Consider the following 12,250-nt stretch of genomic DNA (forward strand, 5'->3'; position numbering starts at 1 on the left):
ATGGCTAATACGATTGTTACAAATCTAGCATTACCATTTACTGGTATCTTCATTTCATTGATTGTTTACCTAATTGGTATGTGGTTAACAAAGATTAGTAATGGATTCTTCCTTTTTAACCCATTACTTGTTGGGATGGTACTTGGTATCGTTGTCTTAGCAATTTGGGCTAAGGGTACTGGTTCCACTACCGCTGCTGTTTACAAGAAGTTCTACCTTCCTGGTGGTAACATGATTTTCTGGTTCTTGAACCCAGCTACTATGGCCTTCGCTATTCCAGTTTACCGTGTTAACAACATTTTCAAGAAGTACTGGTTCGATATTATCGTAATCTGCTTCGTTGGTGGATTTATTTCATTGTTCCTTATCAACCTTGTATGTAAGTTATTCGGCCTTTCTGCCGCTTCAACTGCATCAATGTTGCCACAAGCCGCAACCACTGCTGTTGCCATGCCAATTGCTGCTGGTGTTCATGGTGTTCCAGCCGTTACTGCAATGGCATGTATCCTTAACGCCGTTGTTATCTATGCTTTGGCCGAATTCCTTATTAAGGTTCTTGGTTTGAAGAAGATTTCAGCTGTTGCTACTGGTTTAGGTTTAGGTTCTGCAGGGCACACCGTTGGTTCTGTTAAGGCTCTTTCACTTGGTGAAATTCAAGGTGCCATGGCTGGTGTTTCTGTTCTGATTATTTCATTAGCAATGGATATCTTGGTTCCAATCTACGCCCACTTATTCATGTAATTTAATTTATCATTAAGGAGAAACTGAATTATGTCAAAAAATCATCAAAAAGTTGTTCTTGTTGGTGACGGACAAGTTGGTTCAGCTTATGCTTATGCATTAGTTCAACAAGGGTTGGCTGAGGAATTAGCAATTGTTAACTTGTCAAAGGAACAAGCTGAAGGTGACGCCCTCGATTTAGAAGACGCAACTGTTTTCACTGCCCCAAAGCAAGTTTATCAAGCTGATTACGATGCTTGTGCAGATGCAGACCTAGTTGTAATTTGTGCTGGGGCTGCCCAAAAGCCAGGTGAAACTCGCCTTGACTTAGTTGGAAAGAACCTTGAAATCATGAAGCAAATTACGAAGAGTATTATGGCTACTGGTTTCGACGGAATTCTTTTACTTGCAACAAACCCAGTTGATGTTTTAACTTATGCAGTTCAAAAGATTTCAGGATTACCTGCTAGCCGGGTTATTTCATCCGGTACTTCGCTTGATTCAGCACGTTTACGTGTTGCGTTAGCAAAGAAGTTGGGAGTTAGTCCACTTGATATTAGTGCTAATGTGATGGCAGAACACGGTGATTCAGAATTTGCTGCATATTCTAGTGCAACAGTTGGTGGGAAGCCACTTCTTCAAATCTGTGAAGAACAAGGCATCAGTAATGATGAATTGCTAAAGATTGAAGATGACGTACGTCACAAGGCTTACGAAATCATCAACCGCAAAGGCTTTACTGCATATGGTGTTGCAACTTGCTTAATGAGAATTACGCGGGCAATTCTACGGGATGAAAATGCTGTATTACCAGTTGGTGCTTACATTGATGGTGAATATGGTATTAAGGATAACTATCTTGGAACTCCAGCTGTTATTAATGCATCTGGTATTTCAAAGGTTATCGAAGTTCCATTAAATGAACGTGAAAGTGAAGCAATGACTAAGTCAGCTGAAGCTTTGAAGAAAATTGCTACTGATGGGATGACTAAAGTTGGTTTAGTTAATTACCTGATTAAGTAGTAATAAAAAAGATGTGATGAAAAATTCATCACATCTTTTTCTTTTTAAAGAATTGCTTTAAGCTCGGTTAAACGGTGGATTTCAAAGGTTGGCTTTAAGCGGGTTGAATTATGCAATGAATGGGGGTTGAACCAGACTGTATCAAGATGAGCGTTAATGCCGCCTTGAATATCAGAACTTAATGAATCTCCAATCATTAAAGTGTTATTACGGTGACCGTTAATGTGTTGAAGCACAAAATCGAACATTTCTTTGTTCGGCTTTTGAAGCCCAATCACTTGTGAAATAAAAATATCATCAAAATATTGAAGTAATTTAGCATCCTTCAGTCGCTGATCTTGCACTATCTTTTGCCCATTGGTAACGGCATATACGTGGTATTTATTTTGCTTTAGGTACTCCATTACCGTTCGCGTTCCGGAAACAAGTTGATGATTGTTACTGAGGTATTTAAGGTAGGTTTGAATTGTCTCTCTACCAGGAACATTTAGCTGGTGGTAAGCCTTAAAATAGTCGGCAAAGAGGTGTTCCATAAGTTGATCCCAGGTGAGTTCATTTCGTTCAAACCGTTGCCACATCCCGACATTATAATTTTGAAATGTTTGTTTAACGGTTGGTGTTAATTTCAGGTTAAAATCACTAAAGAGTTGTTTTAAGGCGTGGCTTTCGGCAGCTCCATAATCTAATAGTGTATCGTCAAGGTCAAAAAGAATGTTTTGATACGCTGTCATTCTATGATCACCATCCTTAAATTAAATTGCGTTGTTGAGCATATTCGAATTCTTCACCATGTAAGACAAAATTAGTTGATGGTAGCTCGTTAAAGGATTTACAACCAAGAAGGGCGAGAAGTCGGGGAAGGGCTATTTGCCAACTAGTAAGTTCTTTATCAAGGGCATCAATTCCATCGCGAATAAGAATATTAAGAAAATAGCCGGCAACGCCAACAGCATTGGCTCCTAAGATTCCTGCCTTAATAACGTCTAGTGGGGAACAGATCCCGCCAGAAGCAATAATTTGGGTATCCTTAGTTCGTGCTTCCCGTGCTTCTAACATTGATTCTAGGGTTGTTTGTCCCCACTGGTCGAGAAAACTAAAATCTGCTGTATGGTTTCGTCGATCTTCAATGGCAGCAAAGTTAGTTCCTCCACGACCACTAACGTTAATTATGGAGACACCGATTGATTGCAGCTGGTTAATTGTTGAACTATCCATGCCAAAACCAACTTCCTTAACTATGACTGGAATATTAAGGTGGTTAACCAGAGATTCAATATTAGTTAGCCAATGAAAATCACGATCGCCGTCATCCATAATTAATTCTTGAGTAGTATTAATGTGGAGTTCAAGAGCATTGGCGCCTAGTAAGTCAATAACTGTTTTTGCCTGTTCGAGACTCGCTTTGGCGCTTAGGTTGGCAATAATAATTCCATCTGGATTAACGTCACGGACAATCTTAAAACTTTTTTTAGCGGCTGGATCATGAAAAATAATACTTGCTGAGCCAAGTGCCATTGCGAGGTGGTGCTTTTTAGCAACAGTTGCCAGTTCCTGGTTGATTTTAAGTGCATTCTGGCTGCCACCAGTCATTGCTTCAATAAAAAAGGGGAACGCGAGTCTTAAATTTCCACAGTTAGTAACGGGATTTACTTGATTAAGGCTAATTTCTGGAAGACTTTTATGAATGACCTGCATACTATTAAATGAATTAGTATGGACCTGGTTATAAAGCTTAGTTGCTAACGAAAGATGCTCATTTTTTCGTTGGGCATGACTTGATTCCATAGTTTCTCTCCTTAAATAAACTTTCTGAATTAATAACATTTAAAATTAACTAAAAGAGTGTGACCTTTGAATCATGATCGATCAATTATCACACTCTTTTATCATTAATTATTATTTTTTGATGAGGTGGTGTTTGATCTCACCCTTAACGTTTTCGATGAAGTGAACTGAAAGGGGTAGTTGTTCGATCTTATTTGCTGCCCATTTTTTTAATACTAACTTGAAGTTGCTATCACGATCAATAGCAACGATTCCGCAATCACCACCACCGGCACCGGATGTCTTTGCTGCCCCGCCAAAATCCTCAGCAATCTCGCAGAGTTTATTTAGAACGGGTGTCTCGATATGAACACCGGAATTCGTACCGAGTTGTTTTAATAGTTCCCGGTTATACCGGATCTCGTTTTTGATTGATTCTAAATCAGCATTATGAAAGCCATCAACCATTCGCTGAATGCAGTGCTTGCTGTCCTCCAAAAACTGTCGGTATTCTTTTTGTTGCCGGGCTTTGAATAGGGAAATCTTATCAACTAATTGCGAGGTTGAGGCCGGCTTGCCTGTCCATCCAATGAGGAGTTGAAGGTTGCTTGGGGCCTTTAAGGATTCAATCTTGAGATCGGGCCATGGTAAATCAACGAGAGTTCTCAAATCAAGATATTTCCGCTGTTGAGCAAGCCATTGACGGTCAAATGAATGGTAGGCAATCCAACCGCCATAAACGGAGGCCGCCACATCTCCCAATGATCCGTTCCCTTGAACTTCAAAGTGAGCAATCGCTGCTAGTTTGAAAATCTCATCCTTAGTAACGGGCAGGTTATAGAAACGACAAAGGGCTTTTACCGTGGCAACCGTAACAGCAGCGGAAGAGCCAAGACCATATTTCTTTCCCGAGTCGCTATCTAGCTGACTATCAATATGTAGATCAAATATTCGCAATTCGCGAGCAAAACTCCGGGCATACTCTTCAGTTACCTTAATTGCGGATAAAATATAAGAGAACGGGTTATCACGATTATCAACAACCATTTGTTCTCCAAGACGATGCCACTGTAAAGCATTATTGTGGTATTGTCGACTAATGATTTTACCAACTTCTGCAGCACTTTCTTCAATTGAACAAGTGACGAATTGATCCAATGCTACTAGGATTGCCGGATAACCATTTTCCACAACAGCGTATTCACCAGCAATATAAAGTTTGCCGGGTGCTTTTTCAGTAATCAATTTTACATAACCTCTCAATCAAATCCTATTTATCGATAATTTCTACTCCTGGTCCAGGCTGTGAAATAATTAACCTTTCCTTGCCGAAAAGGTTCCCCAAATATTGAACAATTTTTTTGCGATCTTTTTGATCGTAAATCACCTTGACATTTGGACCAGCATCCATAGTATAGTAACAACTCACTCCTTGTGAACGCAAGTCATTAATTGCCTGAATTGCGTGGATCGTATCACCATTAAAATAGGTATACCCCGGATCAGCTGAAAGGGTCAAAGCGTGCATGCGAAGAGCATTTTCTTCAGCAATGTGACCGATCTGATCAATATCCTTGTTTGAGATGGCCTCCTTCATTGCTACCATGTCATGAGCAACAACTTTTCGCCAAGTAGGGTAATAAGGTGAAGACTCAACACTTGATTGCATTCCCTGGCGACTTGAAATCTTTTTCTTAGTGGTATTGATTAGGATTGCAATCATTTCAATTCCAAAATCGACTTTTTCCATAATCGGTTCAGCAAAGGAAGATTGATCATCGGTTCCCCGGTGCCACTCAACAAGGCCACCATAAATGGAGCGTGTAGCTGACCCCGAGCCGCGACGGGCAAGACGAGAAAGAGAGCGTCGGTCGAGATTCAGTCCGGCTGCCTTACTAGCCGCAGTTGCAAGAGCAGCAAATGCTGAAGCGGAAGACGCCAACCCTGCAGATACTGGTACATGGTTAGTGGAAATAACCTTGGCGTAATTGTGGTTGCCGCTAATTTGCCGAATATGATCGAGAAAGTCCTTAACCTTTTCGGCAGAATGGCCAGTGACCGGTTGACCATCAATTTCAATGTCATCAGCTGTCAGGTCGTCTCTGAATTCAACTCCTGTATCAGCATAGAATTCATTTAACGTTAGTGAAAGGCTATCCGTTTGCGGAATGATCAGCTTTTGATCCTTTTTACCCCAGTACTTAACTAACGCAATATTAGTGTGTGCACGTGCGGTGATCATTAATTTGTTTCCTCCGTATCCCCAAGTGGTTGTAACCATACTTGCTTGGCACCATTATCTTTTAAAATTCCTGCTAGTTTTCTGGCTCCAAGCGCGGTTCTGGTAATCGCAAACATGCAACCGCCACGGCCACCGCCTGTTAGTTTAGCTCCTAATGCGCCATTATGGTTAGCAGCAGCGATTAATCTGTCCAAGTGTTCGTCACTAACATTTAATGCAGCCAGGTCATTTTGTGCGCTATTAAGTGCGATTCCAAGGCTCATTGCCTCATTATTACTCAAATAATCCTTAGCTAAATTAACCAGTTTTCCCAAATGATTAATATGGCTTAACGCTGTACTATGGTTAGTATCTAACTCATGTTTGACAGCAATGATTGCTTCCTTGGTGGCGCCCTTAATCCCTGTATCAGCAATGACCATTGTTGCCTGTAAGTTCATTTTTAGTGGTACACCTGCTTGTCCTTTGACAAAGTAGAGTGGTGATGTTGAGCTGACGGTTGCCGCGTCTAAACCGGAAGGACTTCGGTGGGTTACTTCTTCTTCAATATCAGCAAGTTGGAGCAATTGCTTGCGTTCAAGCCTTTCTTCATATAAATCAAAAAAAGCGCGAACGATAGCGACCGCTGTAGCTGCAGACGATCCCATACCACGTTCTGCCGGTAATTGGCTTTTAATTGTCATTATCCATTGATCACTTTCGCCATTAAAGCGTCGCATCAATGAAGAAATTAATCGTTGAACTCCTGCCATCTTTTCGGGAATTTGGTTTAGTGGTCCCTCAAAGTAACGGCTTTTAATTTGGTGGCCGCCCTTATTCGTTAACTTGATTATTGCCGTTAACGTAACATCCGGGAGCGGAAGGGCAATTGCTGGTTCGCCGTAGACCACGCTATGCTCGCCCATTAAAATTATTTTGGCATGACTGTGACCGATTCCTTGTTCTTTCACATCAAAACCTACTTTCTTCGTAAAATACCATTATTAATAATAGCGTAAAATTACTGATTTGCCAAAGAACAACGGTAATTGTTACTATAATTTAAAAAACGAATGGTGTATCATAAAAACAGAACTTTGATCGAATAAATAATGAAACATGGTGATAGTTTGTCAACAACGAAAAAACGTCGACAGAAAACAAAAAAGTCACGTGGACCAATATATTCGGTTGTTGATCTGGAAACGACCGGAACAAGCGTTAATCATGGTGACCGCATCATTCAGGTCGGCTGTGTACTTGTTCAAGATGGCGAGATTATTAATCATTTTGAAACAAAAATTAATCCGCGGGTAGCAGTTCCGCGGCACATTACTCAATTAACGGGAATTAAAAATAATGATGTACGGAATGCACCGTTATTTGAAGATATTGCTGGGACACTATACAGTCTCCTTAGTGGGACTATTTTTGTAGCGCATAATGTCAATTTTGATTTTCCGTTTTTAAATGCTGAGTTGGAGCGTGCTGGTTACCCTTCGTTATCAATAAAGGCTATTGATACAGTAACGCTAAGTCAAATACTAATGCCGACTGTAAAAAGCTACCGTTTGCGAGATCTGACAAGTTCATTGTCAATTGAACACGATCATCCTCACAGTGCGGTTTCTGATGCAGAAGCAACTGCTCATTTACTAGTAGACTTAATGAAGCAGTTACGAGAATTGCCGACACTAACCCTTGAAAAGCTTGTTGAACTTAAATTGAACCTGCCTCAACAAACGACAATGGTTTTGGAACAGGAGTTAGAGCGACGAGTTGCTAATCCGTTGCCATTAGATGATAGTCTATACGTTAGTCACGGCATTGTTCTCCACAAGGTTCGTCCAGCAACCAGTTTAGGAGAAGTAACCAATGTCCGTTATCCATCGACTAAACGGGCGAAGATAAAGCTGTATGGTGATTCACTGGAATTTCGTCCTACTCAATCAAAGATGATGAATAGTATTTATAATAACTATACTCATGATGAACCCAAATCAATGATTGTGGAAGCCGGAACAGGAACGGGGAAGACATTAGGGTACCTTCTTCCCTTAGCCTATGCAGCGTATCCAGATAAAAAAATTGTTATCAGTACGGCAACTAACCTTTTGCAACAACAAATAGCGCAACGAACAATGAAGCAGTTAAACCACCTCCTGCCATTCGAATTAAATGGGGTAGTAATTAAGGGAAATTCTCATTACCTGGATCTGGCGAAGTTCGTCCATTCATTAAGTATCGTTGAAGATTCTGATTATATTCAGTTGATTAAGGCGAAAATTCTTGTTTGGCTGCTAAAAACTACCAGTGGCGATCTTGACGAATTGAACCTAAACGCGCAACGTTCACCGTATTTTGCTGAAATTCGTCACCAAGGTGTTAAAACCTTGCGCGAAGATAATGAGTTTTATAACGATGACTTTTTAATTCGCCGGCAAAAGCAACTGCATACTGCTAATGTAATTATTACTAACCATGCCTACCTGGTTGCTCATGCGCAAGAATTAGGGGATGGTACTAGACGACCGTACCTAGTGGTTGATGAGGCTCAGCACTTAAGTGAAAGCATCCTTCGTCGTTCACGACAGACGCTTGATTTTCAAAGTATCAGAACTGCGATTCATGTGTTGGAGAACTTAGTTAGTGATAATCAGGAGCGAAACCTTGCAAATATATTTGAAGAGCATGCGCTAGGAAAATACAACGTCGAACTGCTAAGGGACGATTTACGGTCGCTTAGTGAGGCCACGGATGCTTTTCAGCAGGCATTATACCGTCAATTTATGCTTAATGTTCAAGGTAATAATAGTAATGAGTTAATTGAGCAACCGTTAGATAATCAGCAACTATTTTCACTATTAACGCCAAGTAATAAGCCCATTATGCAGCTTGAGCAGGCATTAGCAAGCGTGCAGTTTCATTTTATGGCTCTTCGACACCTTTTTGAACAGCAGGCCGACCGGTGGTTATTTAGCGATCGGTACTTAATGAGCCAGTTCCAGAGCCAGTGGATGGTTCTTGCTGATGCTGACAATAAGCTTCACCAATTTATTGAAACCCTTGAGGAACGTGGTGAAGCTGCTGCTTTTTGGCTCACTGTTCAGCAGTCTGCTGAGCATAGTTCAATGCGACTTAGTGGTGGCCTTCTGGCTGTTAATCACTTCTTAACAGAGAACGTTTATCCATATTTTGCCCAACCATTATTTGTCGGGGCAACGCTGTTTACCTCCAGTCGTTCTAACTACTTGTATGAACAGTTAGATTTAGAAAAAGACCGGACATTGCAAAAGCGCTTTGCTTCACCATTTAACTATGCGGAGCGAGCAGAGTTGCTGGTTGCTAAGGATGCACCGATTCCCAACCAAACTAATAATGAGGAATATACTCGTTATTTAGCGCAGACAATTTATCAATTATGTAAAAATAACCAATGTCAAACGATGATCCTCTTCAATTCGCTAGTAACAATTGAGCAGGTTTATAGTCAGCTTAAAGAAACCGACTTATTTGATCAGCGGGATATTTTGGCGCAAGGGATTACTGGACGCCGGGAAAAACTATTAAAGCAGTTTGCAAGCGGAACAAGTTCGATCTTGTTAGGTGCATCTAGTTTTTGGGAGGGAATTGACCTTCCTAAATCATCCTTGGAACTACTGATTATAACCCGGTTGCCTTTTGATTCTCCAAACGAAATCATGACGCGGGCACATAATAATTTGCTAAAACGTGAAGGGAAGAATCCGTTCTATCACTCAGCTCTTCCTAAGGCAACCATGAGACTTCAGCAGGGAATTGGTCGATTATTACGGACACCAAATGATTTTGGAGTAGGGGTTATCCTTGATTCACGAATTAGCACTCGGCGTTACGGAAGTTCAATACTCAAAAACCTTCCTAAAGACTTGCCGATAAAGGAATTACCAACTACCGAGCTGGTGGAAAGTGCCAAAAAATTTTTAAAAAAGTACCGGACAAATAACGAAAAGTAAGAATTTCTGGTATAATTTCTAAGATTAATAATTTTTTAAAGAGGGGAAGTTACATGCAAAGTCGTCGTGAGGTCCAGCGTGATAAGCAACATCGTTCTACTGGACAAACGATTCGTAATCTTTTGATTGTCATTGTTGCAATTATCGTTATTGTGGGGATCTTTTACCTTATCAGTAACCAGCCACGTTCGGCAGCCAGACGACAAACCGTTTCAATTGCAAAGAAGTATGCCCACCTCAAGGATCCAGGGAGTTTCTATATTTATAATCGGGAGAATACTTATTACACCATTGCCGGAAGGAACAATCAAAATCAACCGATTTTAGTGGTTGTTCCTCAGCATGGTGGCAGTGTTCGGGTATTAAAACAGAGTAGTGGCTTAACAGCACAGCAGGTAATCCAGCAAGTGCGGCAGAATCATCATCCGCAAAAAGTGTTAAAAGCTGCTCCAGGAGTCTTTAATGATAAAGTAGTTTGGGAAGTTACTTACCGTAACCAAAAAGGACAACTATGCTATGACCTGATTAATTTCAAAACAGGTAAGGTTGTTCAGACAATTAATAATTTGTAGCTCATGAAGATAGGGGGACGATTCATTGTCGTTACGCCCTTATCTTTTTTGGTTAATTTTTGTTAAGGGGGTTCATGATGACAGAAGCTAATTCACTAGTCCAATACCTTAAAGCCGGAGAAACTTCCATTAGTAATATTCTCCTCCATCATTACCATGAATTGGGGATGTCAACGGCTCAATTGGTTGTTTACCTTGAATTTAAGTCTTATCTTGATCGGGGTGTGCTTGATCCTGATATTCGTCAAATTGCCCAGCACTTACAAACGGACGAAAATCAAGTGTTTGATCTTCTTCACCAAATGATGAGCAATAAACTAGTAGTTCAGCAGATGCGGAAGTTAGATGATGGTAAGGAAGATGCCTTTTGGGATTTCACACCACTGATAAATAAGCTTAGTACGTTTAACGAACAGGAAGCTACTGAGCAGGTTAATACAAATACTGGAAATCAGCGAAAAGAAACGTTCAATAAAATTGAGGCAGAAGTTGGTCGGCCATTGTCGCCAATGGAAATGCAAATTGTCAATGATTGGATTGATCGTGATCATTATAAAGCCGCAATTATTGATCTTGCATTAAGACAGGCGGTAATGAATAATGCACTAAGTCTCCAGTATATGGACCGGATTTTAAGAAACTGGTCCAGGCAAGGGCTGAAGTCGGTTCATGATGTTCAGGAGCATGAACGTCAATTTGAAGAACGAAAAGCAAATTATTCACACCAGGATGCCAGAAAAATTCAGGGTCCTAAGATTCCAATTTTTAACCTTAACTCGCAAACAAAAAAGAATTAATTTACAGGAAGAAGGGTGCTTTATGGCGCAAAAAACAAATAATCCGGTAATGAAAGGGATTATCATTGCTGCAGCTGCATCAGTAATGTGGGGGATTTCAGGAACGACACTTCAACTGATCTCCCAAAACCTTGCAATCCCGGCAGCATGGATGCTCTCTATCCGAACATTTTCTGCAGGAATTATTTTACTTGTAATTAGTGGGATTATGTACGGCAAAAAAACCTTCAATGTTTTTAAACGTCGTGATACGACTATTTCTGTTATTTCCTATGCTGTTTTTGGATTGATGGCTAACCTATTGACCTTTTACTATGCTATTCAAAAGGGAAATGCTTCTGCGGCAACGATTCTACAATATTTGTCACCGTTATTTATTGTCCTTGGCGGCGTGGTATTTAAACGTCAACATCCATTTAGAAGCGACTTGCTTGCATTTGCTTTAGCCCTTTTAGGGGTTTTCTTTGCCTTAACTAAGGGAAACTTTACCCAGTTGGATATTCCGCTTGATTCACTATTGTGGGGCCTTGGTTCAGGAATTACGGCAGCCCTATATGTTGTTTTGCCTCAAAAAGCGGCTGATTCTAATCCGCCAATTGTCGTGTTAGGTTGGGGAACAATTATCGCAAGTATTCTATTTAATATTTACCGGCCATTCTGGGTTAATCCGCCACAAATTAGTGGTGAGTTAGTCGCAGCGGTTGCAACCGTTGTGCTTTTTGGGACAATTTTGCCATTTAGCTTATTAATGGTTGCTACCCGTTATGCTCCTTCCGATGTTGTCAGCATTATGGATGCTTTACAGCCAATTACCACCTCGTTATTAAGTGTTCTCTTCTTTAATCTGCACTTAACTTTAATTGAAATAATTGGGATTGCTCTTGTTATTATTGCGGTTTACATCTTGCAAGATGGTCGGCGAAAAGCACTTACTGAAAAAGACTTACACTATTAAATTAAAATAATCTGAGAAAATTAGAATTTACTGTTGACAAAAAGTAAGGGAACCGGTATATTAAGGTCATTAATTATTAGAAAGGAGCAGGGCTCATGTTAGTTAACCGTTTATTTAATTGTTGTCAAACTTCAAAAATTAATGGACATTCTGACATGAGTTCAGTTGGCCATTCTTTTTGAGGTTGATTAAATCTTAAAATG

11 protein-coding genes are annotated in these 12,250 nt (G+C 40.4%); 6 read left to right on the top strand and 5 right to left on the bottom strand.

Going from position 1 to position 12,250, the window contains the following annotated elements; genetic code table 11:
• On the top strand, positions 1-741 hold the full coding sequence (locus HMPREF0549_RS03920; protein ID WP_003716952.1) for an LrgB family protein: 741 nt from the start codon (positions 1-3) through the stop codon (positions 739-741).
• 30 nt (positions 742-771) lie between these two features.
• Positions 772-1,743 carry an L-lactate dehydrogenase gene (locus HMPREF0549_RS03925; RefSeq protein WP_003716953.1) on the top strand — a complete coding sequence of 324 codons (972 nt, stop codon included), beginning with the start codon at positions 772-774 and terminating at the stop codon, positions 1,741-1,743.
• Positions 1,744-1,787: 44 nt separating this feature from the next.
• Here the strand turns inward: HMPREF0549_RS03925 and HMPREF0549_RS03930 are convergent, their stop codons facing one another.
• From HMPREF0549_RS03930 to mvk, 5 genes are all read right to left on the bottom strand, one after another.
• A complete protein-coding gene (locus HMPREF0549_RS03930; protein ID WP_003716954.1) occupies positions 1,788-2,474 on the bottom strand; it encodes a YjjG family noncanonical pyrimidine nucleotidase in 687 nt (228 codons plus the stop codon).
• Between the two features lie 16 nt (positions 2,475-2,490).
• Positions 2,491-3,528, bottom strand: coding sequence for a type 2 isopentenyl-diphosphate Delta-isomerase (gene fni, locus HMPREF0549_RS03935; protein ID WP_040531112.1), 1,038 nt, complete (start codon positions 3,526-3,528; stop codon positions 2,491-2,493).
• A gap of 111 nt (positions 3,529-3,639) precedes the next feature.
• Positions 3,640-4,752 carry a phosphomevalonate kinase gene (locus HMPREF0549_RS03940; protein WP_040531114.1) on the bottom strand — a complete coding sequence of 371 codons (1,113 nt, stop codon included), beginning with the start codon at positions 4,750-4,752 and terminating at the stop codon, positions 3,640-3,642.
• A 25-nt stretch (positions 4,753-4,777) separates the two neighbouring features.
• Positions 4,778-5,749 carry a diphosphomevalonate decarboxylase gene (mvaD, locus tag HMPREF0549_RS03945; protein ID WP_003716957.1) on the bottom strand — a complete coding sequence of 324 codons (972 nt, stop codon included), beginning with the start codon at positions 5,747-5,749 and terminating at the stop codon, positions 4,778-4,780.
• Positions 5,749-6,699: a mevalonate kinase gene (gene mvk / locus HMPREF0549_RS03950; protein ID WP_003716958.1), complete on the bottom strand. Its 951-nt coding sequence runs from the start codon at positions 6,697-6,699 to the stop codon at positions 5,749-5,751. Before mvk ends, mvaD begins: the two co-directional genes overlap by 1 nt.
• Before the next feature lie 141 nt (positions 6,700-6,840).
• Between mvk and dinG the strand changes: the two genes are divergently transcribed.
• From dinG to HMPREF0549_RS03970, 4 genes are all read left to right on the top strand, one after another.
• Positions 6,841-9,723, top strand: coding sequence for a helicase C-terminal domain-containing protein (gene dinG / locus HMPREF0549_RS03955; RefSeq protein ID WP_003716959.1), 2,883 nt, complete (start codon positions 6,841-6,843; stop codon positions 9,721-9,723).
• 53 nt (positions 9,724-9,776) lie between these two features.
• A complete protein-coding gene (locus tag HMPREF0549_RS03960; RefSeq protein ID WP_003716960.1) occupies positions 9,777-10,295 on the top strand; it encodes a cell wall elongation regulator TseB-like domain-containing protein in 519 nt (172 codons plus the stop codon).
• Positions 10,296-10,372: 77 nt separating this feature from the next.
• Positions 10,373-11,092, top strand: a complete 720-nt coding sequence (locus HMPREF0549_RS03965; RefSeq protein ID WP_040531117.1) for a DnaD domain-containing protein — start codon at positions 10,373-10,375, stop codon at positions 11,090-11,092.
• Between the two features lie 22 nt (positions 11,093-11,114).
• The gene (locus HMPREF0549_RS03970) at positions 11,115-12,047 is read left to right on the top strand and encodes a DMT family transporter (protein ID WP_003716962.1); all 933 of its coding nucleotides are present in this window, start codon (positions 11,115-11,117) and stop codon (positions 12,045-12,047) included.
• The last annotated feature ends 203 nt before the right edge of the window (positions 12,048-12,250 follow it).

This window comes from Limosilactobacillus vaginalis DSM 5837 = ATCC 49540, from assembly GCF_000159435.1.
GTDB lineage: Bacteria > Bacillota > Bacilli > Lactobacillales > Lactobacillaceae > Limosilactobacillus > Limosilactobacillus vaginalis.

Bases quoted from the DNA above. Each gene is read 5' to 3' on its own strand.
- HMPREF0549_RS03920 (WP_003716952.1), top strand. From the start codon at position 1: ATGGCTAATACGATTGTTACAAATCTAGCATTACCATTTACTGGTATC.
- HMPREF0549_RS03925 (WP_003716953.1), top strand. From the start codon at position 772: ATGTCAAAAAATCATCAAAAAGTTGTTCTTGTTGGTGACGGACAAGTT.
- HMPREF0549_RS03930 (WP_003716954.1), bottom strand. From the start codon at position 2,474: ATGACAGCGTATCAAAACATTCTTTTTGACCTTGACGATACACTATTA.
- fni (WP_040531112.1), bottom strand. From the start codon at position 3,528: ATGGAATCAAGTCATGCCCAACGAAAAAATGAGCATCTTTCGTTAGCA.
- mvaD (WP_003716957.1), bottom strand. From the start codon at position 5,749: ATGATCACCGCACGTGCACACACTAATATTGCGTTAGTTAAGTACTGG.
- dinG (WP_003716959.1), top strand. From the start codon at position 6,841: ATGAAACATGGTGATAGTTTGTCAACAACGAAAAAACGTCGACAGAAA.
- HMPREF0549_RS03960 (WP_003716960.1), top strand. From the start codon at position 9,777: ATGCAAAGTCGTCGTGAGGTCCAGCGTGATAAGCAACATCGTTCTACT.
- HMPREF0549_RS03965 (WP_040531117.1), top strand. From the start codon at position 10,373: ATGACAGAAGCTAATTCACTAGTCCAATACCTTAAAGCCGGAGAAACT.
- HMPREF0549_RS03970 (WP_003716962.1), top strand. From the start codon at position 11,115: ATGGCGCAAAAAACAAATAATCCGGTAATGAAAGGGATTATCATTGCT.